General features: G+C 64.9%; 24 protein-coding genes. 11 read left to right on the top strand and 13 right to left on the bottom strand.

Annotated elements, in window-relative coordinates; genetic code table 11:
- Nucleotides 1-4: 4 nt before the first annotated feature.
- The 4 genes from ACTJKX_RS15515 to ACTJKX_RS15500 form a co-directional block, all read right to left on the bottom strand.
- Nucleotides 5-844 (bottom strand): carbohydrate ABC transporter permease, encoded by an 840-nt coding sequence (locus ACTJKX_RS15515; RefSeq protein ID WP_440725802.1) that lies wholly within the window; start codon nucleotides 842-844, stop codon nucleotides 5-7.
- On the bottom strand, nucleotides 841-1689 hold the full coding sequence (locus tag ACTJKX_RS15510; RefSeq protein WP_440725801.1) for a carbohydrate ABC transporter permease: 849 nt from the start codon (nucleotides 1687-1689) through the stop codon (nucleotides 841-843). Before ACTJKX_RS15510 ends, ACTJKX_RS15515 begins: the two co-directional genes overlap by 4 nt.
- An 18-nt stretch (nucleotides 1690-1707) precedes the next feature.
- On the bottom strand, nucleotides 1708-2985 hold the full coding sequence (locus ACTJKX_RS15505) for an ABC transporter substrate-binding protein (protein WP_440725800.1): 1278 nt from the start codon (nucleotides 2983-2985) through the stop codon (nucleotides 1708-1710).
- A gap of 71 nt (nucleotides 2986-3056) precedes the next feature.
- Nucleotides 3057-4100 carry a LacI family DNA-binding transcriptional regulator gene (locus tag ACTJKX_RS15500; RefSeq protein ID WP_440725799.1) on the bottom strand — a complete coding sequence of 348 codons (1044 nt, stop codon included), beginning with the start codon at nucleotides 4098-4100 and terminating at the stop codon, nucleotides 3057-3059.
- A 296-nt stretch (nucleotides 4101-4396) separates the two neighbouring features.
- Here ACTJKX_RS15500 and ACTJKX_RS15495 point away from each other — a divergent pair, with 296 nt between their 5' ends.
- The gene (locus ACTJKX_RS15495; protein WP_440725798.1) at nucleotides 4397-4903 is read left to right on the top strand and encodes a DUF2569 family protein; all 507 of its coding nucleotides are present in this window, start codon (nucleotides 4397-4399) and stop codon (nucleotides 4901-4903) included.
- Nucleotides 4904-4982: 79 nt separating this feature from the next.
- Nucleotides 4983-5903, top strand: coding sequence for a hypothetical protein (locus ACTJKX_RS15490; protein WP_440725797.1), 921 nt, complete (start codon nucleotides 4983-4985; stop codon nucleotides 5901-5903).
- A 29-nt stretch (nucleotides 5904-5932) separates the two neighbouring features.
- Here the strand turns inward: ACTJKX_RS15490 and ACTJKX_RS15485 are convergent, their stop codons facing one another.
- The 6 genes from ACTJKX_RS15485 to ACTJKX_RS15460 all read right to left on the bottom strand — a co-directional run bounded on the left by ACTJKX_RS15485 (nucleotide 5933) and on the right by ACTJKX_RS15460 (nucleotide 12630).
- Entirely contained in the window at nucleotides 5933-8197 is a 2265-nt protein-coding gene (locus ACTJKX_RS15485; protein ID WP_440725796.1) for a N,N-dimethylformamidase beta subunit family domain-containing protein, read from the bottom strand.
- A gap of 187 nt (nucleotides 8198-8384) precedes the next feature.
- Nucleotides 8385-8705: a hypothetical protein gene (locus ACTJKX_RS15480; protein WP_311938526.1), complete on the bottom strand. Its 321-nt coding sequence runs from the start codon at nucleotides 8703-8705 to the stop codon at nucleotides 8385-8387.
- A gap of 10 nt (nucleotides 8706-8715) precedes the next feature.
- The gene (locus ACTJKX_RS15475) at nucleotides 8716-9378 is read right to left on the bottom strand and encodes an HAD family hydrolase (RefSeq protein ID WP_440725795.1); all 663 of its coding nucleotides are present in this window, start codon (nucleotides 9376-9378) and stop codon (nucleotides 8716-8718) included.
- Entirely contained in the window at nucleotides 9375-10874 is a 1500-nt protein-coding gene (locus ACTJKX_RS15470) for an FGGY-family carbohydrate kinase (RefSeq protein WP_440725794.1), read from the bottom strand. Before ACTJKX_RS15470 ends, ACTJKX_RS15475 begins: the two co-directional genes overlap by 4 nt.
- Nucleotides 10875-10976: 102 nt before the next feature.
- Complete coding sequence (locus ACTJKX_RS15465) at nucleotides 10977-11777, bottom strand: BtpA/SgcQ family protein (RefSeq protein WP_311938005.1); 801 nt, start codon at nucleotides 11775-11777, stop codon at nucleotides 10977-10979.
- Nucleotides 11778-11796: 19 nt separating this feature from the next.
- Entirely contained in the window at nucleotides 11797-12630 is an 834-nt protein-coding gene (locus ACTJKX_RS15460; RefSeq protein WP_311938003.1) for a DeoR/GlpR family DNA-binding transcription regulator, read from the bottom strand.
- 454 nt (nucleotides 12631-13084) lie between these two features.
- On the opposite strand from ACTJKX_RS15460, the gene ACTJKX_RS15455 reads away from it, so the two are divergent.
- On the top strand, nucleotides 13085-13858 hold the full coding sequence (locus tag ACTJKX_RS15455) for an SDR family NAD(P)-dependent oxidoreductase (protein ID WP_440725793.1): 774 nt from the start codon (nucleotides 13085-13087) through the stop codon (nucleotides 13856-13858).
- Nucleotides 13859-13865: 7 nt separating this feature from the next.
- Here ACTJKX_RS15455 and ACTJKX_RS15450 read toward each other — a convergent pair whose 3' ends face one another.
- Entirely contained in the window at nucleotides 13866-15137 is a 1272-nt protein-coding gene (locus ACTJKX_RS15450; RefSeq protein WP_415083190.1) for an ROK family transcriptional regulator, read from the bottom strand.
- A 347-nt stretch (nucleotides 15138-15484) separates the two neighbouring features.
- Between ACTJKX_RS15450 and ACTJKX_RS15445 the strand changes: the two genes are divergently transcribed.
- From ACTJKX_RS15445 to ACTJKX_RS15425, 5 genes are all read left to right on the top strand, one after another.
- Nucleotides 15485-16921, top strand: a complete 1437-nt coding sequence (locus ACTJKX_RS15445; RefSeq protein ID WP_440725792.1) for an ABC transporter substrate-binding protein — start codon at nucleotides 15485-15487, stop codon at nucleotides 16919-16921.
- 310 nt (nucleotides 16922-17231) lie between these two features.
- On the top strand, nucleotides 17232-18149 hold the full coding sequence (locus tag ACTJKX_RS15440; RefSeq protein ID WP_149253408.1) for a carbohydrate ABC transporter permease: 918 nt from the start codon (nucleotides 17232-17234) through the stop codon (nucleotides 18147-18149).
- Between the two features lie 13 nt (nucleotides 18150-18162).
- On the top strand, nucleotides 18163-18996 hold the full coding sequence (locus ACTJKX_RS15435) for a carbohydrate ABC transporter permease (RefSeq protein WP_149253407.1): 834 nt from the start codon (nucleotides 18163-18165) through the stop codon (nucleotides 18994-18996).
- Between the two features lie 6 nt (nucleotides 18997-19002).
- Nucleotides 19003-20049 carry a Gfo/Idh/MocA family protein gene (locus ACTJKX_RS15430; protein WP_440725791.1) on the top strand — a complete coding sequence of 349 codons (1047 nt, stop codon included), beginning with the start codon at nucleotides 19003-19005 and terminating at the stop codon, nucleotides 20047-20049.
- Nucleotides 20049-21233, top strand: coding sequence for an ABC transporter ATP-binding protein (locus ACTJKX_RS15425; protein WP_311937990.1), 1185 nt, complete (start codon nucleotides 20049-20051; stop codon nucleotides 21231-21233). Before ACTJKX_RS15430 ends, ACTJKX_RS15425 begins: the two co-directional genes overlap by 1 nt.
- A gap of 106 nt (nucleotides 21234-21339) precedes the next feature.
- Here the strand turns inward: ACTJKX_RS15425 and ACTJKX_RS15420 are convergent, their stop codons facing one another.
- Complete coding sequence (locus ACTJKX_RS15420; protein ID WP_440725790.1) at nucleotides 21340-22188, bottom strand: LysR substrate-binding domain-containing protein; 849 nt, start codon at nucleotides 22186-22188, stop codon at nucleotides 21340-21342.
- Nucleotides 22189-22351: 163 nt separating this feature from the next.
- Here ACTJKX_RS15420 and ACTJKX_RS15415 point away from each other — a divergent pair, with 163 nt between their 5' ends.
- On the top strand, nucleotides 22352-23551 hold the full coding sequence (locus tag ACTJKX_RS15415; RefSeq protein ID WP_440725789.1) for an MFS transporter: 1200 nt from the start codon (nucleotides 22352-22354) through the stop codon (nucleotides 23549-23551).
- A gap of 96 nt (nucleotides 23552-23647) precedes the next feature.
- On the top strand, nucleotides 23648-24181 hold the full coding sequence (locus tag ACTJKX_RS15410) for a DUF2569 domain-containing protein (protein ID WP_394314657.1): 534 nt from the start codon (nucleotides 23648-23650) through the stop codon (nucleotides 24179-24181).
- Nucleotides 24182-24183: 2 nt separating this feature from the next.
- Here the strand turns inward: ACTJKX_RS15410 and ACTJKX_RS15405 are convergent, their stop codons facing one another.
- A complete protein-coding gene (locus tag ACTJKX_RS15405) occupies nucleotides 24184-25224 on the bottom strand; it encodes a carbohydrate kinase family protein (protein ID WP_440725788.1) in 1041 nt (346 codons plus the stop codon).
- 526 nt (nucleotides 25225-25750) lie between these two features.
- On the opposite strand from ACTJKX_RS15405, the gene ACTJKX_RS15400 reads away from it, so the two are divergent.
- A complete protein-coding gene (locus ACTJKX_RS15400; protein ID WP_068293965.1) occupies nucleotides 25751-26215 on the top strand; it encodes a hypothetical protein in 465 nt (154 codons plus the stop codon).
- Nucleotides 26216-26315: the final 100 nt, after the last annotated feature.

Genomic DNA, 26315 nt, shown 5'->3' with positions numbered 1-26315 from the left:
CCCCTCAGCGATTGGCGATGCCCCAGAGCGAAAACAGGTATTTCCGCACCAGGAACAGGAAGATCAGGGCCGGGATGATCAGCACGAAGGCACCGGCGAATTTCAGCGGCAGCGGCGAGACGTCCAGGCTGGTGAGCAGGAAGGCCGTCAGGGTCTGGTTCTGCACGGTGAGCACGGAAGCCGCGAACACCTCGTTCCAGGAAGTGACGAAGGCGAACACGCCGGATGCCGCAATGCCGGGCAGCGCCAAGGGCACCACGATCCTGACGAAGGCCTGGGCCCGGCTGCAGCCGAACACCCAAGCTGCCTCTTCCAGCTCCACCGGGATGGAGAGGAAGAGCGAGGCGGTGATCAGGATGGCGAAGGGCAACGCCAGCACGGTGTGGATCAGCGCCAGGCCGAACAGCGTGTCGTCGAGGCCGGTGCGCAGATAGAATACCGCCAGAGGCAGGGCGAGCAGCGGCAGGGGAAAGGCCCGCGTCATCAAGACCAGGATGCGGAAGGCGCCCTTGCCCCGGAAACGGAAGCGGGCCAGGGCATAGCCCGCCGGCGCGCCGATCAGGATGGAGAGCATCATGGTCACCCCCGCCACCAGCAGCGAGTTCACCAGGGCCCTGGTGACGCCGGCATAGTTCCAGAAGAAGGCGAGGCTGGTGAGGTCGAAGGCCGGCCAGAACTGCTTGGGCCAGCCCGTCACCGCCTTCGGCGCATTGAAGGCATCCACCGCCAGCAGATAGATCGGCACCAGCACCCAGGCGCACAAGACAATGGCGGAGAGGCGCAGACCCCAGCGGGCCGGGGCGACGGTGCCCGCATCGTCCTGCCTGACGACGGCCTCGCTCATGGCGTCGCCTCCTTCTTCTCGCCCAGCGCCCACAGGAAGAACATCGTGAGGGCGATCGAGATCGCCAGGATCACCATGGCATAGGCGGAAGCACCGGCCCGGTCCTGCAGGGTGAACTGCCAGCCATAGGTCTCGCCCATCAGCACCGGCAGATTGGTACCGGCCAGCACCAGCACGATGGCGAAGACCTCGAAGGCCAGGATGGTGCGCAGGATCAGCGCGGTCTGAAGGCTGGGCCGCAGCAGCGGCAGGGTGATCCTGACGAAACGCTTCCAAGGCCCCGCGCCGAACACTTCCGCCGCCTCGTAATATTCGCGCGGAATGAGCGACATGCCGGCCACCAGGATGACCAGCACCACCGCCGTCGCCCGCCAGAGTTCGGCCAGCACGATGGCGGCGAAGAGCAGCACGATGTTCTGGTAGCCAAGCAGAAGTTGCGGCCCGGCGATCAGGCCGAGAGCATGACGGGCACTGTTGAGGAAACCGTTCTGCTCGAGGATGGCCAGCCAGATCAGACCGGCCGCGAGATCGGAGATGCCGAGCGGGATGGTGAAGACATAAAGGGCGAAATCGCGTCCCTTGCCGAGATTCATCACCAGGGCCGCCATGGCCAAAGCGAGGGCGATCTGCAGCGGCACCACGATCGCCGTCAGCACCACCGTGTTGCGCAGGGCCGGCCAGAATTTCCAATCGCTCATGATCGAGCGGAAATTGCCGGTGGAGAGCTGGCCGTATTGGGTGAAGGCCTCCACTGCCACCTGGCCGAATGGCACCAGGAAGAAGGCGACCAGGAAGATCGCCGCAGGAGCCAGCAGCAGATAGGGAAGAAGGCGAGTGTCGCTCACAACATGCTCCCAGGCTTGCTATTCAACCTTGCAGGGCCCTTCGCTTTTCGGATCAGGCGCCCAGCAGGGCGCCTTCTTCTCATCGAGGATGGCCTGCAGGGCCTGCGCCTGCTGGTCGAGCACATCACGCACCGGCTGGCCACCGAGCACGATGCGCTGGAACGTATCGGAGAAGACCTTGTTGTAGCGCCCGCCCGCATCGCCGATGCCGATCGGCAGCAGCACGGGCAGGGAATCGGTCGCCGCATTCTGCGCCGCCACCACGGGCCCCAGGATCTTGGCGCTAACCGGCATGTCGTCGGGCAGCTTGACGTCGACCACCGGGAAGAAGCCGGTCGCCTTCACCATGGCAATCTCCGTCTCGGGCTTGAGCATATAGGCGGCCAGCGCTTTGGCATCCTCGGGCGCATTCGAGGTCCTGGGCACGGCGATACCGGTGATCACCGGCATGTTGGCGCGTCCCTTCGGCCCGGCCGGCACCGGAAACACCACGAAATCACCCGGCTTCTGGTTGAGTGCGTCCTTGAGCCGGGCAACGTGGTCCCAGGCCACCCAGACCTCGCCGTTCAGGAGGGGTTCCTGCATGAAGGCATAGGAGGTGGAGGCCGGCGTCACCGCCGCATGCCAGAAATCGCGGAAATCGTTCCACATCTTCTCGGCCTCGGGCGACTTGAACTTCACCACTGCCGCCCCGGTGAAGGAGGGCAGCAGATAGCCCTGGAAGAAACGGTGCGACAACCCCTTCGGACCGGCGGGAAAGCCGATCTTGGGCCCGCCTGTGGCCTCAGCCATCGCCTTGCCCCAGGCATAGAGCTCAGCATAGGTGATCTTCTGCAGGTCCACGCCCTTGGGCAGATATTGCAGCGCCTGCTTGCTGGCGATCATCACATAGGTCGCCTGCATCCAGGGGATGTATTTCTGCTCGGCCGTACCGAGCTTGCCGAAGCTCATATAGCTTTCGGCGATGGCGCCGGCGGGCACCACGCCATCGAGATTGACGAGGCCATCGGGAATGCTGGCAAGCTCGCCATGCAGGCCGCCCAGCACGGTGATGGCGCCGGACCCTGCCTGCAGCTCGGCCTGGATGCGGGTGATGAACGGGCCGGCCTCCTGGGCCGAATAGGTGACAGGCTTGCCGAAGCCGGTGAGCACGCCGTCACGAATGGCCTGCGATTCCTCCACGGGCGTCGCCTGGGTCGACCAGAACAGCAGGTTCTGCGCGATCGCCGCGACGGGCGTGACCAGGGCGCCGACCAGAACGGCACCTGCCAAAAGCCTTCTCATCGATCCGCTCATGCTCGCCTCCCCTTGTGCATGGTCTTTTCTCCTCCGGCAGCCCCCTGCGAGCCCTGGCCTGGCTCCGCCGCTCAGTCGACAGGCGCGGGACCATGGCTGGCCCGAAGCTCCAGCTTCGGCTCCAGCAGCAGGGTCCTGATGCCGGCTTCGCCCAGCTCTATCCGTGCCACCACCATGTCACCGGCAATGCGGCCGCTTTCGCGGATGTTCTGGTCGAAGGTGGTGAGCGGCGGATTGGCATAGGCCGCCATCGGCACATTGTCGAAACCGACGACCGAGACATCCCCGGGCACGCTGAGGCCGAGTTCGCGGGCGACATCGAGCACGGCGAAGGCGAGCTGGTCGGTCAATGCGATCACCGCCGTCGGCCGGGGATCGAGCGAGAGCAAAGCCCGTGCTTCGGCATGGGCGCCATCGAGATCGTTGGGAGCCACCTTGGCGATGTGATCCGGCCGCAGCGGCAGGCCGAGCTCGCTCAAGGCCCGCTCCAGGCCGCGGCTGCGGAAATGGGCAAAGGTGTAGGCGACATCGGGCATGACCAGGGCGAAGCGCCGATGGCCGAGGGAGACCAGCTGGCGCGCCAGCCCGTCCAGCGCCTTCTCGCCATCGGTGTCGAGCCAGGAATAGGGACCGGGTGCCTCGATCAACCGGCCATGGGCGACGAAGGGAATGCGCCGTGCGATCAGCACGCGCGCCCGGGCATCGTCGACGGTCAGGCGATTGATGACGATGCCGTCAGCCTGCGAGCCGTCCACCATGTGGCGCAAGACCTGCAGCTCGTCGCGGCTTTGGGAACTGGCGGCCAGGAAGAGATCGCGCCCCAATTCGGCAAGGCTGTCGGCAAGGCCGAGCAGGAACTCGCCGACAAAGGCGTCCGTGATCTGTCCCGCCGGCTGCGGCAACATCATGCCGATGGCGTTGGAGCGCCCAGAGACCAGCATGCGTCCAGCACGGCTGGCGACATAGCCATGCTCCCGGGCCGCCTGGACCACCCGCTCCCGCGTCTTCTGGGAAACGTCGGAATAGCCGCCGAGCGCACGCGAGACCGTCGGCACCGACAGGCCGAGCACCCTGGCGAGCTCCTTGAGCCCGATCGCCCGCGACGTTTCACTCACCGCTTTTTTCTCTTCAAAAACGTTTTGAATAAAATCCAAAACGTTTTGATCAATGTCAAGCACCGTCTTGCTGAGCGAGCCATGGCCCGTGCCGCGGGCTCGCCTCAACGACGATCCATTTCGGCAGGCATTCGCCTGAAGATTTGGGTGCACCATCGCCGCGGGGTAACCCAGGTCACTTGCCAGTCACTACGTCACTTGGGTGAGTCCTCGACGGATGCTATGCACGAAGGACAGAATGGAAGAGGCAATGGTGACACCCCATGGGCGTTGAGGGCGAACACAGGCCGGATTCTTTGCTCCGAATTGCCGGTCCCGTGGGCATCGGCGGCTGGCTCCTTCTGCCCCTGCTCGATATCCTCATCAATCCGTTCTATTCAGCCTACGAGATCTATTCCACACTGACCGGTTGGAACCTGCTCGGCCCGTTCGTCGGTGGCGCAGAGGACGGCCGCTTCAAGGCTGCCCGGCTGCCGCTTCTTGCCTACGCCTTCACATCGGTCGTCAGGGCCGCCCTTGCCGCCTATTGCCTGTATCTGATGCTGAAACGCTCGCCCCGGACACCGAGATGGATGATCATCTATTATGCGGTGGAACTCGTCCTCGGCTTCCTGGATTTCTTTCTCCATCGGGTGGTGGAGGACATGCTGCAGCAGGCAAATCCACAGGACTATTGGGTTCTGCCCTTCATCGCCGCCATATGCCTGATCTGGATCGCCTATTTCCGGCGCTCCCGGCGGGTGGCGAATACGTTCCGCTCGCAGGAGGAGGCCGACAGGCAACTCAGCGAGATATTCTCGTGAGGCGGGAACGATTACCCCGGCCGGGTGCGTTTTCTCCAAGAGCCTTACCGGCAAGCATCGCTGGACCTGAGGAGAGACGATGACGATGAAGCACCGATCGTTCTGGCCAGGCCTGCTGGCGGTTTGGTTGCTGTCGGCTACGCCGGCCCTGGCCCAGAATGCCGCGCCAGGTACCGAGCAAGGCTGCCGCGACCTGCTGGCTGCCTTCTCCAAGGCTCACTCCCTCGACCTCGCGGCCGAGAAAGCCGGAGCCAAGGGGGCGAAGGGTTGCCTCTTCGGCAATCTGCGTTCGGAGGCCAAGCCAACATCGTTCACCATCGATACGGTCGATGTCGATATGATCGAGCCCGATCCCGCAGACAGCGGCAAGCTGCCGCTGGCGCTTCGCCTGACGGCAGCCGGGATGCGTCTCTCGGGCAGTTCAGGCGATGCCGCCCAGGACTACATGCTGCAGCTCTCGCGAGACCCACTCGCCTTCTCCATCGACTATGAGCTGGACACGACGAGCAAGACGCTGAAGCTCACCGCGTTCACCTTCAACACGCGGCATGGCGCACTCAGCGCCTCCGCCGAAATCGCCCGTTTCGATCCCACAGCGACCGGGGGCCAATCGAAGACGATCGTCACACGGACAGCCCTGAAGTCCCTCGAATTCAGCCTGCAGGACGAGGAAGGCGAGATCCAGCGCCTGCTTCTCCTGCCGGTCGGCTATACCCTGCTGCGCGGTTCGGCCGATCCTACAGCCCGCCTGAAGCAGATCAAGGACCAGGCCGCGGCCTGGCTGCGCATCACCCTGAGCCTCACCAACATGCCCCCGGCACAGGTCGACGACACCATCGCCGCGCTGACGGATTTTCCCAAGGCCACCAAGCCCTTCTATCTTTCGATCAAGCTGCCTCAGCCCGTGGGGGTCGACGACGTCTTCCGCATCATGATCGGCGGCGCCACGCCCGGCGAGCTATTCCCCGACGGGTGGATCAATCTCACTTACGGGAAATAGGGAGCGGTTCTGCTCGCCGAACCCCTTCCTCACGCCACCGGGAAGGGTTCGTCCTCCAGGAAGCGCCTCAGCACGTTCCAGGTGATCCGGGAGACGTTGTTGTCGTAGTTGTTGTGGCTGAGCGAGCCGCACCAGGCGATCGAAGAGGTCGCGAACAAGGCACCGCCCGAGGGTGTTTCGCCAAAGGCCAGATCGGCATGCACGCGCGGATTGGTGTCGCCGCCGATATTGGGCGGCACCACGCCGAATTCCTCGTTGACCAGCAGCATCATCGGCGAATGATCGACCGAGGAAGCCAGGCGCAGCATGTTGGGCGGCGATCCCAGATCCGTGGCCAGGCAATCGAGTTCGATGCCGGCCGCGCCGCCGCCGATCAGGCCGAAATCGCCGATGATCTCGTCGGGCACCCCCTCGAAGATGAAGGCGGCGCGGGGATTGTCGGCATCGGGGGCCCGGCGATAGGGGCTGGAGACGTCGAAGCCCTGCGCGATGAAGCCGACGCCGCAGATCACGTTGGGCGCCCGGCCGATGCGGCGCCACAGCCCGCCATATTCGCCGTTGAAGGACTGGTAATATTCGCCCGGCTCGGCGATCCAGGTGCGGATGCCGTCCTCGGCCCGGCGCAGCTCGATCACGCCCGGCAAGGTCTGGTGATAGGCGATGCGCCAGTACCAGCCATTGCCGCCCATATACATCAGCCGGCCGCCGCGATCGATCCACGCCTTCATGGCATCCCACATCCGGGTCGAATGATATTCGGGATGGGTCCCGGTGATCACCACCTGGTAGTCGCGCAACAGTTCGTAGCCGTCCTCATGCAGGTCTTCGTCGGTGATGACATCGTAGTCGACGCCGCGGAAATCGAGCCAGTCATAGAGATGGGTATCGGCATTGTATTGGTAGAGGGCCGAACCGTGCCCACCGAGCCAGGAATGATAGCGCGGCGAGAAATTGAGCACGGGCCTGAGGCGGCTCGAATAATGCACGCCCGAACCGTCGGCATGGCAGTCATAGAGCGAACCGCCGAGTTCGGGATGCTCATAGAGATAGACGTCGGAATGGCCGAAGGTGAGCAGACGGTTCATGGCAAGCTCCGCCCCCCGTGCGGTGATGTGCTCGCCATGATTGGCATAGGCCATATAGGAGGCCGTCGGGGCCAGCATGGCGAGCTTGGGGCGTGAGCCTTTCGGGCGCCGGCGCGGCGGACGCACGAAGAAGGCGATGTAGTTTTCGCGCGTGACCGTCTCGTCGCTGTCGCCGCAGGTGACGTGCAGCGCATAGGGGCCGCTCTTCAGCTCCTCGGGAATGACGAGGCTGACGGAGGTCTCCCAGCCCGCATCGTAGAGATCGTCGTGATGGAAATGGATGGCGCCGTAATGTTCCGGCTTCAGGTTGAAATCATGCTCCTCGCCGGTCCAGTTCCAGCCCTTCATGCCGCGGGTCGGCAGATGGAAGAGTTCGCCGTGATGATGCGAGGGCCCGATATCGACGGCCCTGGTCGAGCCGATCTCCCGCGAGAAATCCCATTGCGCGATGATCCCGGCCCGCAAGGCCGCGGGCTGCGGCGACAGCAGTAGGGCCTGATGCTGTTCGGGGGCGTGGAAGCCGGCCAGGAGAACGGGTCCGTCGATCTTGCCGTCGAAATGCTCGGCCACCGTGCCGTCGGCCTGGTGGCAGCCGGCGAGCGTGAAGGGCGCCTCGACCGATGGCAGCGACACCTTCAGGCTGGTTTCCTCAAAGCCGGCATCGAAGACGTGGGCATAGGGCTTCACCGGGCGCTGGGAGAGCATGACGCGGCCTGTGGCAGGATCGATGGCGACCGCGATCGCATACCACTGGCGCACCAGCATGCCGTCACGCAGGGCGAATTCGGCCTGCCGGCCGGGCCCGTCCCCCACGATGACGGCGAGGCGCCCGCCTTCCAGCATCTGGATGCGGAAGCCTCGCTGCGTGACGGGGTCCCATTGCGCCGCGATGGTCTGCGTTCCGCGGGACGGCAGGGTCGGCCAGAGCATGGCGAAGAAGGTGAACGGCGCGCTGCCGAGCGCGGGCACGGTTTCGGCCTGCATGTAGGAGCCGGCATCGATGCGCTGCGGCCGGCCCGCGTGGCGCCCGTCGATGGCAGTCGGCACATGCGGGAATTTCAGGCCCGGTCCCTCGGGGTTGCAATCGCCATGCCGCACGCGCACCAGCCGGGCGTCGAAGCCATCTCCTTCCTCGAGCGAGATCTTGAAGGCGATGGTCTCGCCGGGAGCGACCGAATAGCGATCGGGATAGCCGGTGATTTTCAGCATGGCGTGGGCTCTCGGATGGCAAGATATTTAGATGACGCGGCGAGCCGCGCGATGGCCTTCTCCCCTTGCGGGAGAAGGTCCCGGCAGGGGGATGAGGGGTGTTGGCGCATACCGTGCAAGGTGGCGTGTCCCCCTCATCCGCCCCTTCGGGGCACCTTTTCCCACAGGGGGAGAAGGGACGTGTTCCTCAATCCCGGTACGGCAGGTTGATGCTCTCACCGGTGAGCAGGCGCCAGCGCCGGCGGAAGATCTCCCATTCCGCCTCCTCGCGGCTGGTGAAGACGGGCTCGCCCTCGTAGACGATCGGATCGCGCCGGTCGGGCGGCATGGTGGCGAGTACCCATTCCTCGAAGGGCTTGCGGCAGAACAGGATCACCTGGTTGCCGCTGGGGTCCTGGCGCATGATATGCAGCACGCGCTGCAGGCCGGGGCTGTGGCGTCCGATCGGGCAGCGCCGGAATTCCTCGATATATTGACGGTCCGCCTGGGGATCGATCTTGTAGACCATGGCACTGCCTTCACGAACTGGATGGAGCGGCGGAGGCGACCGGCGCGAGCACGAAGGCCCCGAGATCGCGCATATCGGAAAAGACGAGGTCGGCGCCTGCAGGGGCATTGCCGCCGACGGTGTGAAAGGCGGTCAGGAGGCCCGCGGCCTTGGCCGAGGCAAACCCGGTATGACTATCCTCGACGCCGAGAACATGAGCCGGCAAAGCACCGAGCCTGCGGCAGGCCGTGGCATAGGGCTCGGGATCGGGCTTGCCCTTGGCGACATCGTCGAGGCTGATCGAGAAGGCGATAAAGGGCAGGATGCCGAGCCCGGCGATGTTGGCATCGACCACGCGGCGGCTCGAATTGGAGACGCAGGCCTGCCGGATACCGGCGGCGGCGAAGCGGCGCACGAGATCGAGCACGCCTGGCAGGGGTTCCAGCGTGTGGGCACGGGCGATGTAATAGTCGACGATCGCCTTGCCCCAGCTCTCTTCGGTGACCCCGGCCGGCATGCGGCTCTCCAGCAGGCGCCAGACATCGCCCATATGAATGCCACGGAAGCGGTCGTCATGCAGGTCCGACATGTCGATGCCGAGATCGTGGCTGATGGCGTTGAGCGCCTCCTGGTGCAGCGGTTCGCTGTCCACCAGCGTGCCGTCGATGTCCCAGGCGATGGCCTCGATTCTCATACATCCTCCTCACGAAGCCGGCGATAAAGCCCGCGGAAGGCCCGGTATCCCGCTTCATAGACTGCCTTGTTCTGCGCATTCGGCTCGATTCGATCGCGCAGGCTGATGAAACGCGAGACTTCGGGCCATTCCGAGGCAAGCCCTGCCCCGATGGCCGCCGTCCAGGCCGCTCCGAGGCAGGAACCGGGATGGCCGTTGAGGCGCTGCAGGGGAACCTGCAGCACGTCGGCGACGATCTGCATCCAGACCGCGCTGTTCGAACCGCCATCCGAAACCAGGTAGTTGGTGGTGGCGTGCCCCATGTCGTTCAAAGTCTCGACATGATGGCGGATCGCGTAGGCATAGGCCTCGAGCAAGGCACGCCAGAGATGGGGAAGACCGGTTGCCAGGCTGAGGCCCGAGAAGGAGCCGCGGATGACAGGGTCATGGATCGGCGTCTTCTCGCCGAGGAAATAGGGCAGGATGTGCACCCCCTCGGCCCCGGCCGGGATTTCGGCGGCGAGCCGGTCGAGATGCTGATGCAGGCTGAGGCCCTCCCGGGCGGCAGCCTCGCGCTCGCCGCCCGCAAAGGTCGCTGCAAACCAGTTGAGCCCCGAACCGCCGGTCGACATGCAGCCATTGGGCACATAGAGCCCCGGCACCAGATGGTAGTCGAGATACATGCGCGGATCCGGCGCCACCTTGTCGGAGGCGATCAGCACATCCGCCGAACCACCGAATTTCAGGAGGACGTCGCCGGGCGCCACCACCCCGGCGCACAGGGCCGAGGCGATATGGTCGGCTGCCCCGCCCACCACGGGTGTTCCCGCCTTGAGGCCCGTGGCGGCGGCCGCGTCCGCCGTCACCGCACCGAGAATCTGATGGGAAAGCCTGCGCGGCGGCACGGCGCTGCGCGGAATATGGGCCAGAGCCACCAGATCGTCGGCGATGTCCTGGGTGGAAAGATCGGTGAAGCCGGCCTCGAGCGCCCAGTTCTGCTCGACCGCCTTCACGCCGGTCAGGCGCCAATTGATGTAGTCATAGGAGCCGAACACGGTGGCGATGCGCTTGAAACCATCCGGCTCGTGCTTTTCCAGCCAGCGCAGCTTGGCCGTCACCAATTGCTGGTTGATGCCGTTGCCGGCCCTGGCGAGGAAGACGTCTTCGGCGATCTCCGCGGCGAGCTCGGCCACCTCCTCGCCGCAACGCCCATCGCTCTGCTGGATGCTCGGACGGATCAACTCGCCGTTCCCATCCAGCAGCACCACGGCCGGCAGCATGCCGGTGACGCCGACGGCGTGGATCTCGCCGGGCGCGATGCCGCTCGTGCCGATCAGCTCACGGGTGATGGCGCAAGCATTCTCCCACCACTGGTTCGGATCCTCCTCCGCCCAGCCCGCATGGGGCGAGCGCAGCGTCACGGGGCGGGAAGTGAGGCCGAGCACCTCACCCGGCAGGCGGATCAGGATGCCGATGGTGGAGGTCGTGCCGATGTCGAGGCCGAGGACGCAGGGCATGGAAAGTTCCGAAATACGCGTGTTCGCAGGTGGGGGGCGGGTCTTCAGACCCGGCTCCATGAAGGCGGGTCTGAAGACCCGCCCCCCGATGCGGCACCAGCCTCACGCCAGCGGCGCCACCTTGTCCATGAAGCGCTTCACCCGCGCCGGATCGACAGCATTCCAGGTGTTGCCGTCGACCTTGAAATGGGTGCCGATGATCACGCCGGAGGCCACCGACAGGACGTCGGCGACATTGTCGATATTGACGCCGGTATTGGCGAAGACGGGCACGTCCTTGACCGTCTCGGCCACCTTCTTGAGGTCCGCGGCGGCGGCCGGCTGGCCGGTGAGCGGGCCCGAGACCAGGATGGCGTCGGCCAGCGAGGAGAACACGGCGCTGCGGGCGCGCAGTTCGATCGGCCGGCTGTCCAGCGAAGACGCGAATTCGGCATTGATGTTGTAGAGCAGCTTGAGGTCCGGACGCCCGATTTCGCGGCGCAGCTTATGGGCATCGGCAGCGTTGGGCTGCCACAATCCCATGTCGGAGGCGAACAGGCCGGTGAAGATCTCGCGGGCGAAGGAGGCGCCGGTCGCTCCCGCGATCGCCACCGAGGCGGCAGGATCCCACAGATAGTTCACGCCGAAGGGTACCTTGAGCAGCGGCTTGAGCGCGGTGACGATCGCCGTCATCGCCGCCAGGGATTCGATCGGAGCCTTGAAGCGATAGGGCCGGTCGTTCTCATTGCCGAACATCACGGCATGCACGCCATTGTCCTGCAGGTTCTCGATATCCTTGGCGGCATCGTCGATGAGCTTGTTCACGCCGCCCTTCGCATCGAAGAGCGGGGCGCCGGGCAGCGCGCCGATATGCACCATCGCGATCACGGCCTTGCGGCGAGGGCCGAGGAAGTCGAAAACCATCGATAACTCCTGTCTAAACTTAAGGTTCTGAGAGAGCCGGCGCGTCCTGCCCGGCGATAAGGATACGAACGCCGGCGGCTTCCAGCGGCTCGGCGAGGTGTTCGGGCAAGGCAGCGTCGGTGACGAGGACGTGGATCTGCCCGTAGGGGCCGACCTGCACGAGGGAGCGGTGGTCGAACTTCGAGGAATCGCACAGCACCACCACTTGGCGGGAACGCTCCATGAAGGCGCGCTTGATCTCGGCATCTTCGAGCGTGTAGTCGAAAATGCCCTGGGCGGTGATGCCGGAGACGCCAAGGAAGACGGCATCGAGCCAGAGAGACGAGAGCTGCGAACTCGCCATCGGCCCGCATACGGAAAATTCATGGGGGCGGATCAATCCGCCGAGGGCATAGACCGGGCTCTTGCCGCCGGCCAGCAGCCCCGCCGTGCGCAGATTGCTGCAGAACAGCCGGAGCCCGGGCCTGTCGAGCAACTCGCGGGCGAAACGATGCGTGGTGCTGCCCGTGTCGATGCCGATGGTCTGCCCCGGCTGCACCAGACGCGCTGCCGCCCGCGCGATCTTCTCCTTGGCCTCGGCCTGCCGCCGGCCACGGACTTCGAAGGCGGGCTCCTCGGCATCGAACGCCGTCTCGGGTGCCCGCGCCGTCGCCCCGCCATGGTCCCGGCTGATCAGCCCGCTTTCGGCAAGACGGTCGAGGTCGCGCCTGATCGTCATTTCCGACACCTGAAGCTCCACCGCCGCATCGGATACGTTGATGTAGCGGCGCTGGCCGATCATCTGGATCAACCTGTCGCGCCGCGCCGTTGCCGGGATCCGGGAAGCATTCGTCATCACGGGCGTCATCTGCATTCTCTTCGCCATGTTCAGCTGCATTCAGATTGCCCTTGTAGCGCCCACAAAGGCAGCATGCACCATGACGAAATCGAACATAATCGATCACAAGATGTAACATCTTCGATCAGGTAGCAAGCCCCATCTGCACAAGCTGCAGGAATTTTCCGCCGATAAAGGCAGGCAGATCCGGCAAGGTCCACGCCTGGGCGCGCCCTGTCGCGCAGGCCGTCTCGTGATGGGGGCCATCGGCCAAAACTTGTCCACAAGGGAGGGTTTCGGCTACCTGGTCTTTATTTGTCCTCGATCGCCACCTGAAATGACGACCAAAGTCCGGCCACGAGCCGGCACTGGTCTTTTCCTCCGGCTCTCGCGACAGCCGCACTTCGCCGCGCCAACATTTGCGCTTGTGCGATAACGCTCGATTATGTTTCAATATGTTCGAGATTCATCCGAAAGCAGGAACATATCGATGCAGGATCTGGCCGGAAAACGGGCAATCGTAACAGGTGGCGCCTCCGGCATCGGCGCGGCGATCACCCGCCACCTGGCAAGCCTGGGCGTCAGGATCGCGGTGGCGGACCTCGACGAGAAGCGCGCCTCGGAGCTGGCGGCCAGCCTCGGCCAAGGCCATCGCGGCATCGCCATCGACGTGCGCAAGCGCGACTCGGTCGAAACGGCCTTCGCGGCGATCGCACAGGACTGGGACGGCTATGACCTCCTGATCGGCAATGCCGGCGTCTCCACCATGAACAAGGTGGTCGACCTCACCGACGAGGAATGGGACTTCAATTTCGACGTCAACATTCGCGGCATCTTCCTGACCAACCAGACCGCCGTACGCCATTTCCTTCAAGCGGGCCGCAGGGGCGTGATCGTCAACACGGCCTCGCTGGCCGGCAAGGTCGGCGCGCCGCTGCTGGCGCATTATTCGGCCAGCAAATTCGCCGTCGTCGGCTGGACCCAGGCGATCGCCCGCGAAATGGCGCCGCACGGCATCCGCGTCAACTGCGTCTGCCCGGGCTTCGTGCGCACCTCGATGCAGGAGCGCGAGATCGAGTGGGAGGCCAAGCTTCGTGGCATCACGCCCGAAGCCGTCGCCGCCGACTATATCGCGCAGACCCCACTCGGCCGCATCGAGACGCCGGAGGACATCGCCCCCCTCGTCGCCTTCCTCGCCTCGGAAGGTGCCGCCTTCATGACCGGCCAGGCCGTGAACGTCACCGGCGGCGTCTATATGGGCTGATCCGCTGTCACAGCGCGAAATGCAGCAACTCAGACAGAATCAAGCCGGCGGCTCCGCGTAGCGCCGCCCGGTCTTCGAGGTCCCCCATGACGAGTTGGATATCGTTGCCAGGACGCCAGGGCACGAGGTCGCGCATATGAGCGGCGATCGCCTCCAGCAGGGTCGCACCGCCGCCCACCACGTCGCCGTGCAGTACGAAGAAATTCGGCGCCATGGTCTGCTGAAGATTGGCGATACCGATGGCGACGTTGCGGGCATAGAGGTCGAGGAGGCCGGCTGCCGCGCCGTCATTTTCCGTGGCCAGCAGGGCAAGGCTGCGCGAATCCATGGCCTCACAGGAGGGAAGATGGCGTTGCAGGGCCTCGCGGCGCAGCCAGCCCAGGGTGGCGATCGTCTCCCAGCATCCCCTGCGCCCGCAGCGGCAGGTCGCGCCGTCCACCTGGACGAAGGTATGGCCGAGTTCCCCGCCCGCTCCGGCCGGCCCGCGATACAGGTGACCGTCGAGGAAGATGGCACCACCGAGCACGTCCCCGGTATAGATCACCGCGAAATTAGGCTTGCCGCGTCCGATACCGAACCAGCGATCGCCGACCAGCAAGGCGCGGGGATGGTGGTCGACCCGCACCGGCAGGCCGAAGCGGCGCGCCAGGGCCTGCCCGAGCGGGAAGCCGTCGAGCAGGGGCGCCAAATTGACCGCGACGATCGTACCGGTATCGGTGTCGATCATGCCGCCTGCCGCCACGCCGATACCGAGCGGCGGGCGATGGGCGAGATCGAGGACCTGCCCGACACAGTCAAACAGGATGTCGATCAGGGGTTCCACCGTCGCGGCATCCTCAGGGAAGGGGGCCCTGACTTCCGCCGTGATGGTGCCGTCCAGCGACACCAGGCAGCAATGCACGCCGTCATGCATGAGCAGAACCGCACAGATCGGGGCAGCGTCCTCGGCAAACCAGATCGGCCGTGCCGGCTTGCCGCCGCCTTCCTTCGAGGGCAGCGGCTCGCCTTCCACCAGGATGCCCTGGTCGATCAAGGGCTGGATGATGCCGGTTATGGTGGCACGGTTGACCCCGACATGCCTGGCCAGTTCGGCACGGCTGGTCGGTCCGAGATCGAACAGCACCTGCAGCACGCGGCCACGATTGGCCAGGCCTATGGAGCTCGAGGAAATCAGGCCCTGCCGGCGGGCATCGGGACGCGACGTGTCATCGAACAAATCGTTCAGCGCGGCAAGGCCGCCGCGTTCGCCATCGGACGAGAACCTATCTTCGGACGCCATGGCCGCCAGTCCCGAACTGAAAGGCCTGCGAAGACCACTGGTCGTCGCAGGGAAATGAATTGCCCGCCAACTCTTAGTGCCAGCGCGAGGGAATGTCCCCCATCCTTTCCCGCGCATCCCGCCCAGAATCGTCAGGCTTCGCCTTGACGATATAGTTAGTTTGTGTGAGCATCAAACATATTAGAGAAACCGGCGGGACACAACCATCCGGTCGCTATGCGGGGCATTCATCCAGTGCCCCCAACTGGTCAGCGTTCAAGCACTCAAGCGAGGCAGCAGGTCCACCGGCCCGACCTCGCAACAACAAGAACTGCACCACCAGACCGACATCAGAGGAGAGAACGAGCATGGTTACGATACCTGAGATCTCGCGCCGCGCCTTGCTTCGCAGCACGGCCGCCTTTGCGGGAGCCACCGCCTTGGGCCTGAATTCCGGACGAGCCTCCGCGCAGGGCAAGACCTTGCGGGTGCTGCTGGCGGGCGACCCCTTCTATTACGCCATCCAGGGCCTCGCCGATCAGTTCAAGCAGGAGACCGGCATCGAACTGCAGATCGAGAGCATCTCGCTGGAAGCCCTGCAGGCCCGCCTCACCTCCTCCTTCATCTCCAACCAGCCGGACGCCGACGTCATCTCCGTCGACCAGATGTGGCTCGGCCAATATCTGGAAAGCCGCTGGATCCTGCCGCTCAACGACTTCATCAAGGCGGACAAGGACACCGACATCAAGGACTTCGTGCCCGAGGTTCTCTATTCCATGAACACCTGGCGCGGCCAGGTCGGCACGCTGCCGGTGGCGACCTATGGCCAGTGCGTGCTCTATCGCAAGGACTTCGTCGACGCCGCCGGCGTGAAGATTCCCGACGACGGCTCCTGGACCTGGAGCGACTATCTCGACATCGTCAAGAAGCTCAACGGCAAGGAATTCGACGGCAAGAAGATGGCGGGCACGGTGCTCGCCGGCCAGCAGCCTGCGCCCATCGTGCACATGTATACCCAGCTCGCCGCCAGCTCCGGCGTGCGCTGGTTCAAGCAGTTCCCCACCGGCCAGTGGGATTTCACCCCCACCATCAACACGCCGGAGAATGTCGAGGCGCTCAAGCTCTTCCTCGAGCTCTACAAGAACTCCCCGCCCGAGGCGATCGGCTACAACTGGTTCGATGCCGGCATGCGCTTCGCCAAGGGCGATGTCGGCATGTTCTACTGGTGGACACCCTATTCCTATCTCTGCCGGAAGGACGGCTACATGTCCGGCAAGGATTCGGTGGTGGCCGACAAGCTCGGCATCACCCGCCTGCCGCGCTCCCCCGGCAAGGACCAGGTGGTCTCGATCGGCGGCCACAGCCTGGGCATCCCCTCCAACACCGCCAACAAGGACGGGGCCTGGAAGTTCATCAAATGGGCGACCTCGGCCAAGACGCAGAAGGCCATGGCGCTCTACACCAAATATGGCCACCAGTTCTCGGACTTCGCCCGGCCCTCGCTCTACGAGGATGCCGAGCTCCTGAAGATCTACCCCTATCTGCCCGCCCAGATCGCCGACCTCAAGCGTGGCAACGGCAAGATCGTGCGGCCGCCCTGCCCCGTCTACACCACGCTCGAGGGCATTTACGGCCTCAACCTCAACAAGGTGCTGTCGGGCGACACCGCTCCGGATGCCGCGCTGAAGGACACGGAATCCTTCTTCTCCAACATCCTGACCGGCAATTTCCTCATCCCCTACAAGCAACCCACCTATGACGACACGCTCGACGCGACCAAGGCCCTGATCGCCTCGCTCGCGTGAGGGTGGGCACGGCCCGCCGGGTCTCCCACCGCGCGGGCCGTGCCGTTTTGTGGGTCCGGCAGCGAGTAGTCCATGCTCGCCCGGACTGAATGGATCGCGACCTGATCCTTCCCCGACTGCGGGGAAGGTGGCATTTCGAAGAAATGACGGAAGGGGGAGAGTGGCGCGACTTCGACAGCCTGCCTGAGACAGGTTGCGCCACCCTCCCCCACCGGCCCGGCTTCGCCGGTCCACCCTCCCCCGAAACCGAGGAGGGATCAGGTCGCGCCTTGTCTGTCTTCGTCGAGACAAGCGGATCGAGGAAAACGCGATGACTGCAACCGACATTTCAGCCATCCCGGCCCGGCCGAAGCGCCGGGTGCCGGCCTTTTTGCCCTATCTGTTGATCAGCCCCTCGATCATCCTGCTGCTGGCCCTGATCGCCTTCCCGCTGCTCTTCGCGCTCAAGAACAGCTTCTACTTCTGGAACCTGCAGATGAGCCCGGTGCCGATGGGCTATATCGGCGGCGGCAATTACGAGATGGCGTTTTCGAACTCCTTCTTCCTGGGCGCCTTGTGGAACACGCTGCTGCTCACTTTGGTGGGCACCGCCATCGAATTCTGCCTGGGCCTGGCCATCGCGCTCCTGCTGGTGAAGAAGTTGCCCGGGCTCAATCTCGCCCGCGCCTTGCTGATCATGCCCACCACCATCGCCCCGATCGTGGTCGGCTTCCTCTTCCGCTATATGTATGATCCCAATGGCGGCCTGATCCCCTGGATGCTGTCCTCTGCCGGCATTCCGCTGCCGGCGCAGGGCCTGCTCGGCTCCGGCAGCACCGCCCTCTGGGCCATCCTGTTCGCCGACATCTGGCAGTGGACGCCGTTCTTCGCCATCGTGCTCTATGCCGGCCTGCTCTCGGTGCCGCCCGACATCATCGAGGCCGCCCGCCTCGACAAGACCTCGCCCTGGGCGATGCTGGTGCGCATCAAGCTGCCGCTGATCCGCAAGACGGCGCTGATCGTGGTGATGCTGCGCTTCATGCAGCTGTTCAACACCTTCGACCTGGTGCTGGTACTGACCAAGGGCGGACCGGGCTCCTCCACCCGCACCCTCGGCTACAGCCTCTACCAGCAGGGCCTCGTCGACTTCAACATCGGGCTCTCCAGCGCCATGACCTGGATGATGGTCATCATCGTCAACGCCATCATCGGCCTGTTCGTCTTCTTTGCCTTCAAAGACCTGGATTGAGGAGGAGCCGACCATGCGCAAGGGCAAGAAACTGGCCGGCACCGCGATAAGCTACGCACTCACTTTGCTGCTGCTTGCCTTCTTCATCGGCCCGATCCTGTGGTTCGCCCTGCTGGCGATCCGCCCGTCCGACACCTTCTTCACCATGCCGCCGGTGCTGGCCTTCAAGCCGGACTGGACCTCGCTGCACTACACCTTCGGCGATCCCGGCAACAACCTGCCCCAGCTCGTCAACAGCCTGATCGTCGCCATCGGCGCAGTGCTCTTGAACCTGCCCTTCTCCCTGCCGGCGGCCTATGCGCTGTCGCGGTTCCGCATCCGCGGCCGCAAGAACATCATGCTCTGGTATCTCGGCCTCCTGATGGCGCCGCCCGTGGCCTTCCTGATCCCCTATTCGATCCTGGCGAGCTCGGTGGGCCTCAAGGGCAGCTATTTCTCCATGATCCTGATCATGCAGACGCTGACCATCCCCTTCTCGATCTGGCTGATGAAGAGCTTCATCGACGAGGTGCCGGTGGAGATCGAGGAGGCCGCGCGCGTCGACGGCGCCAAGACGCCGGCCATCGTGCTCAAGATCGTGCTGCCGCTGGTGCGCCCAGGCATCATCGTCACCTCGATGTTCGCCTTCGTCTTCGCCTGGAACAACGCGGCCTTTCCCCTGGTACTGGCCAACCGCGCGACGGCGACGCTGCCGGTCGGCACGCTGCAATATTTCGGCACGGCCGGCGTGACCTGGGGCTTCATCGGCGCCGCGGCGCTGGCCGCCATGCTGCCGCCGATGATCATCTTTCTCGCCCTCGACCGCTATGTCGTGCGCGGCCTCACCTTCGGTTCTGTCAAAGGATAATTGTTGATGTCTACCCAGAAATCCGCCCGTTTCGGTGTCGTCGGCGCCGGCCTGTGGGGCTCCTTCCACTGCAAGACGCTGAACGCCATTCCCGGCGCCGAGCTGGCGGCCGTGTGCGACCTCAACCCGGAACGGGCCGCCGAGATGCAGCGCCAGTTCGGAGCGAAGAAGGTCTATCAGGATTTCCGCGCCCTCATCGCCGATCCCGATGTCGAGGCGGTGACGGTGGCCACGCCCGACTTCGCCCACGCCGACATCGTGCTGGCGGCCATCGAGGCCGGCAAGCACGTCATGAGCGAAAAGCCGCTGGCGACCACGCTCGCCGAAGCCGAGACCATTGCCGAGGCCGCCGCCAGAAGCGAGGTCAAGGTGATGGTGGACTTCCACAACCGCGTGAACCCCGCCGTCCACACCGCCCGGGAAACCATCGCCCAGGGGGAGATCGGCAAGCCGCTGCATGCCTCGGCCCGGCTTTCCAACACCGTCTTCGTGCCCTTCGAGCTGCTGTCCTGGGCGAGCCGCTCCTCTGCCTTGTGGTTCCTGGGCAGCCATGCGGTCGATGCGCTCTGCTTCATGCTGGATGCCGATGTCGTCAAGGTGCAGGCGATGATGCGCCGCGGCCACCTCGCCGCCCAGGGCGTCGACACCGCCGACGTTCATATCTCGCTCTTGGAATTCGACAATGGCGCCGTCGCCACTTTGGAGAACAGCTGGGTGCTGCCGCGCGACCTGCCACTGGTCTTCGACTTCCGGGCCGAGATCGTCGGCGAGAAGGGCTCGCTGCAGCTCGATACAGCCCAGAACGGCGCCTTCCGCAAATATGCCGGCGCCGGCCTCAAGACCGCTGACCTGCTCGGAGTGACGCCCGCCGCGGGCGGGCGCATCGGCGGCTTCGTGATGGAGGCCATCGCCCGCTTCGTCGATGCCGTCACTACCGGTTCGCCCGTGCTGGCCGATGCCACCGACGGCCTCAAGGTCACCCGCGTGCTCGCGGCCATCGAACAGGCCGCCGCCAGCGGCAATGCCGTGACGCTGGCGAAGGGAGGGGTCTGATGGCGACATTGTCCTTCAAATCCGTCGGTAAACGCTTCCCCGATGGCACGCTGGCGCTCGCCAATGTCGATCTCGACATCAGGGATGGCGAATTCCTGGTGCTGGTCGGCCCTTCGGGATGCGGCAAGTCGACCTTGCTGCGCAGCGCCGCCGGCCTGGAGGACCTGTCGCAAGGCCAGGTGCTGATCGGCGGCCGCGACGTCACCAATGCCGATCCGGGCGACCGGGACGTCGCCATGGTCTTCCAGAATTATGCGCTCTACCCGCATATGGACGTCTACGAGAACATGGCCTTCGGCCTCGGGCAGCGCAAAGTGCCGCCGGCGGTGATCAAGGACAAGGTGGAAAAGGCCGCCCGCATCCTCGATCTCACCCATCTGCTCAAGCGCAAGCCCGGTGCCCTGTCCGGCGGCCAGCGCCAGCGTGTCGCGATGGGCCGTGCCATCGTGCGCGACCCACAATGCTTCCTGATGGACGAGCCGCTCTCCAATCTCGATGCCAAGCTGCGCGTGCAGATGCGCGCCGAACTCAAGCTGCTCAACGCGCAGCTCGGCGTCACCACGCTCTATGTCACCCACGATCAGGTCGAGGCGATGACCATGGGCGACCGCGTCGCCGTGCTGCGGCCGGTGGCGAAGGAGGGCGAAAGCAATCTCCAGCAATGCGCACCGCCGCGCGAACTCTATGAAAACCCGGTCAATCTGTTCGTCGCCGGCTTCATCGGCTCGCCGGCCATGAATTTCTTCACGGTGCGCCTCGGCGAGGAGGCCGGCACTGCCTTTGCCGCGATTGCCGGCACCTCGCTGCGCCTGCCTTTGCCGGCCGGACTGCTTCAAGCCAATGCAGGCCTCGCCGCCTTCAAGGGCCGCGACGTCATTCTCGGCCTGAGGCCCGAGAGCTTCCGCCTGCCCGTTGCCGCGGGCGAAGGCCTTTCCTGCGAAGTGCTGCTTACCGAGATGACCGGCGCCGACGCCTATGTCTTCTTCGACCTGCCCGCCGCCTCGTCGGTGGCAGGGACCGGGCGGCTTGCCACCGGGTCGGAAGCGGGCGCCGGCGCGGCCAACCGCATCACCGCGCGCGTCGAGCCGGCCCGGTTGCCCGAGCGTGGCGACCATATCGAGATCGGCGTCGACATGGGCCAAGCCCGCTTCTTCGCGCCTGATAGCGGACTGGCGCTGCGATAGGTTGGAAACGCGCTCCACCATCCCCGGGATGGGGATCCAGGGGCCAGCGCCGCCATGATTGCCCCTGGATTCCCTTCCCTCGCTTCGCTCGCTGGGAATGACAGCTTCAGGGAGGGTCGAGGGGCGGGATCAGTTCGGCAGCCGCCAGAAAGTCCACGAAGACTCGCAGCTTGGGAGACAAGTGTCGGCTGGACGGCCACATCACCTGGATACGGGTGGTCGTCTTGAGATAGTCGCCGAGAACGCTGACCAGCGTTCCCGCACGCAACTGCTCCCGGACAGCCAGATCGGGGACGCAGGCAAGGCCGAGCCCTTCCTCCGCCAGGGTGATCTGCGGCTCCAGCGTGTTCATCACCATGCTGACCGGCAGCTCGATATCCAGCCATTCACCGTCGCGGCGCAGCGGCCATTTGTCCAACTTGCCGCTGGTGCGGAAGCGATAGACCAGACAGGCATGGCGCGACAGGTCTTCGGGATGCTGCGGCAAGCCGGCCTGGCGGAAATAGCCGGGGGATCCGACGAGGGCCCTGCGATAGAAGCCGAGCGTGCGGCTCATCAGGCGGGAATCGGCCTGCTCCCCGGTGCGGATCACCGCATCGAAACCATCTTCGATCACGTCGACGAGCTGGTCGGAGAAGTCGAGCTCGAGCTCGATCAGGGGATAGAGCCGCCGGAATTCGGCCAGCTTCGACATGAAGCGCAGCCCCATCGAGGGCAGGCTGATGCGCAGCCTGCCCTGCGGGGCGGCCTGGTTGCGGGCAAGCTCGGTCTGCGCCGCCTCGAATTCGCCGAGGATGCGCCGGCAGCGTTCAAGGAAAAGCATGCCTTCCGCCTTTAAGGTGACGCTGCGGGTCGAGCGATGAAACAGGCGCGTGCCCAGCCGCCGTCCGGCATCGGTGAATCCGCCGGCATCGACCGCCTGCACGAAGGCATTGAGGGCGCCCAGACTGTCCATGAGGTCTCCCGCCTCGAATATTTGTGACATAAATGTCAAAAGTGTTTTGAACTATAGCCAGTTATTCGCCCTTACAAAAAGGGCTAAGGTGCTGCCCGTACGGCCGGCAAGTCGCCTCCTGTGGAGGGCCCCTTTCCATGGCCTTCCCTCGGGAGTTCTTGCAATGAGTTCGACTGTTTCGATCGGCGGCCCTTCGCCCGCCATCGATCGCCTGCCTGTCGGCGGCCTGCTGGCCCTCGCCATGGCCGGTTTCATCACCATTATGACGGAGGTGATGCCGGCGGGGCTGCTGCCGCAGATGGGCGGGAGCCTCGGCGTCTCCGACGCTGTCGCCGGCCAGTTGGTCACCACCTATGCGGCTGGTTCGCTGGTGACCGCCATTCCCTTGATGACGCTGACCCAAAGCCTGCCACGGCGCCTGCTGCTGCTCATCGCCATCATCGGCTTTGCTGCGCTCAATGCCGTCACGGCCATGTCCTCGAGCCTTTCCGTCACGCTGGTGGCCCGCTTCCTCGCCGGGGCCTGCGGCGGCATGGTCTGGGCGCTGCTCACCGGCTATGCCGCCCGCATGGCCCCCTCCCGTCTCGCCGGCCGGGCTATCGCCCTCACCGGCATCGGTGCGCCACTGGCCTTTTCGCTCGGCGTGCCGGCCGGCACCTTCATCGGTACCCTGATCGGCTGGCGCCTCGCCTTCGGCCTGATGAGCGTGGTAGCCCTGCTGCTGGCCGGCTGGATCCTCGCCGTCCTTCCAGATTTCGCCGGCCGCCGCGGGGATCAGCGCCTGGCGCTGCGGCCCATCCTGACCCTGCCCGGCATCAGGCCGATCCTCGCCGTGATGGGGCTGTTCGTCGTCGCCCACAACCTGCTCTACACCTATATCGCGCCTTTCCTGGTGCTCTCCGGCCTGGCGGAGCGCGTGGATGTCGTGTTGCTGTGCATCGGCCTCGCCGGGCTGGCGGGGCTGTGGGTGGTGGGCGCCTTGATCGACCGGCGCCTGCGCCTGATGGTGCTGGGCAATCTCGTCCTCTTCGGCGCCTGCGCGGTCGCTTTGGGCCTGTGGTCGACGTCTCCCGTCGTCGTGCTGGCCGTCACGGCCGTGTGGGGCATGGTCGCCGGCGGCATACCGACCCTGTTCCAGACTGCGTCGGTGCAGGCGGCCGGCGAGGCCGCCGATGTCGCGCAGACCCTGTTCGTCACGGTCTGGAACAGTGCCGTTGCGGTGGCGGGCCTGGCCGGCGGCGCCCTGCTCGGATCTTTAGGCGCCACGGTGCTGCCCTGGGCGATGGCGTGCTTGCTGGCCTTGGCCTGGCTCACGGCCTGGCTTGCGCGGTCGTCGAGCTTTCCAAAGCCTCCTGCGATTTGACGAGCACGACAGGACCGCAAGGACGCGTTCCGTGCGGTGTTGCACAAATGAACGAGGCCGTTCGATTATGATCCCCGACGGCAGTGGGGGAACGACATGGCCAATTCGAGCGACACGATGACGGCGCAGGTACAGGATGGGCCACGGGGCATCGGCGGCTGGATGATCCTGCCCATCATCGGACTGATCGGAACCTTGGTGTTCACCATGATCAATCTCTACGGCGTCGTCACCGAATGGGAGGGGATGAAGGCCATCATCGCCGGCGAGAACCAGACGACGGCAGCCCTGAGACTGCCGGTGGCGGCATCGCTTCTTGGGGGCCTTGCCCTGAGCGGGCTCGCCGCCCTGTGCCTCTACCGGATCTTCACCCATTCACCCAGCGTGCCCCGCCTGATGACAGCCTTCTACATTGGGTTGGTCGTGATCTCATTGGCGGAGCTGGGCGGGGATTCCTATATCTCGAACCTGACCAATACGCCGAGCGATCCGACCCATATCAAGGATCTCGTCCGGGCATTGATCGCTTCTGCGATCTGGATTCCTTATTTCCACCGCTCTCGCCGTGTCGCCAATACCTTCCGCACGCGGGATGCCGCCGTCGACCGCAAGATCGGTGAAATCTTCTGACCTCAGCTGATCCCGTCGTTCCAGCCCCATTCGTCGGCAAGGGCCAGGCATTCGCGCCAGGGAGCGACGGCGTCGCAGGTCGTCACGGACCGCAGCGATGCCGCTGCTGCAGCGTGGGCGAGCGCCAGGCAGCGCCGGAGCTCCCAGCCTTCGTGGAAGCCGTAGAGAAAACCGGCGGCAAAGGCGTCGCCCGCGCCATTGGCACCGGCGATGGCCTGCTTTGGCACGCGGATGGAGGGCTGGGTAACGATATCGCCGTCCCGGGTCACGGCGATGGCGCCGGTCGGAAAATGCGCCGCCACCACCTGGCAGTTGCCGGCATCCAGGACCTTGAGCGCCGCCTTGATGCAGCCCTCGACCACCGTGCGATCGTCCCGCACCGTCTCCTCCTCGCCGATCGCTCCCATCTCGGCATCGTTGACGACGAGGAGATCGAGATGGGGCAGCAACGGGCGAACCAGTTCGCGCAGTCGCGCCGGCGAAGCGGTGGCCAGTTCCAGATTGGTGATGAGGCCGGCCTGCCTCGCCATGCGCAGCACGGTCAGCCAGCCATTGGCGTCACCGTTCCAGGGCGCGTCCATCTTCTTGTGCACGCCGGGCAGGCCGAGATGGAGGATGCGCCCTTTCGTGTCGGCGAAATCGAAATGGTCCGGCGTCATCAGCGAGGCCACACCCGGATTGAAGATGTGGGTGCGCCGGCCGCTGCGCTGGGAGGTATAGGCATCGGTGTGCAAAGTGCGGGCTTCCGGCGTCATCACCAGACGGCGGCGGTCGATGCCATAGCGGTCGGCTTCGGCATGGAGCAGGCGGCCATCCTCGTCCTCGCCGATCAGCCCTTGCGTCTCCACCCAGATGTCCGGATCGAGACGCTTGATATCGATGGCGAGGTTGCAGCCCGAACCGCCGCCGCGCGATTCCTCGTGCAGGATCTCGACGAGGCCATCCTCGCCCGGCCAATATTCAACCAGCTTGTTGCCGTCGACACACCAGGTTCCCGCCGTGACGATCCCGGAACGCGCCGAGGCTGGACGCTCACCCTGCATTTCCTCTACCCGTCGAATGTCAGGCCGGCGGCAGGACGCTCTCACGACTCACCGACGGCCCGGAGTTTATTTGTAGCGAAAAGAAACAATCAATTGCCGCCTTTTGCAATGGCGCGATTGCCGCGGCCGAGCCACGTCTGATCGCCGCTCCACGCAGGTCGTGTCCGGCATGACTCTACCCATGACTCTACCTTGGGTGGTATCGGAAGGCGAATACTTGCGGCGACTGAGGGCCTGCAGGCAACCGGCACCTTCTCCACTGCACGCAGAAGCTGTTGCCCAAGCAGGGCCTGGAATCATTCCGCCTGCCGCCCCTTCGTCCCGCGATGACAAACACGCCGTTTTGTGCTATGATCTCAAGATCTTAGGCGGACATGTCCGCCAAGATGAACGCCACATGAACGGCGATGATAGCAAGAGTTCATCTGTTCTGGATTAATGGTTAACTTAAGGTAATTTCCAGGTGGAGAGGCCCTGCCGGCCCGGCTACGACGAAGGCCGGAACTCCCTCTCCGAGGAGTGTTCCATGTTTCGTAAATTGCTGGTGGCCGCGTTGGCGGCCCTTACCCTGAGCGCGGCGTCCATGACGGCGACCGCGCCGGCCGAAGCGCGCAGCAACGGCTATTTCTTTCCCCATCATGGCGGCGGCAACTGGGGCGGCGGTGGCCGCCACTGGGGCGGCGGCGGTTGGGGCGGGCGCCGTTGGGGCGGTGGCGGCTGGGGTGGCCGTCGTTGGGGTGGCGGCTGGGGTCATCGCCGCTGGTATGGTGGCGGCTACGGCCGGCGCTGGCGTGACGATGGCTGGGGCTGGGGCGCCGGTCTCGCGCTCGCTCCCCTGCTGATGACGCCGGGCCTCTATGGCGGTTATGGCGGCGGCTATTATGACGACGGCTATTACGATTATGCACCGGCCTGCCGCTGGCGGCGGGTGCGGGTCTACACTGATTACGGCTGGCGTATCCGTCGTCAGCGCGTCTGCTACCAATATTGACTTTCGAAGACCCGGGATCGTCCGCCGCCGCGGAACGATCCCGGATCGAACCGTCTTCCAGTGTCTCTCGTGACGAGCGGAGCTTAATAGAAGATCTCTA

Origin of the sequence: Labrys sp. 22185 (assembly GCF_052045555.1) — a bacterium.
GTDB lineage: Bacteria > Pseudomonadota > Alphaproteobacteria > Rhizobiales > Labraceae > Labrys > Labrys neptuniae.
This window is presented reverse-complemented; position numbering and strand designations above follow the sequence as displayed.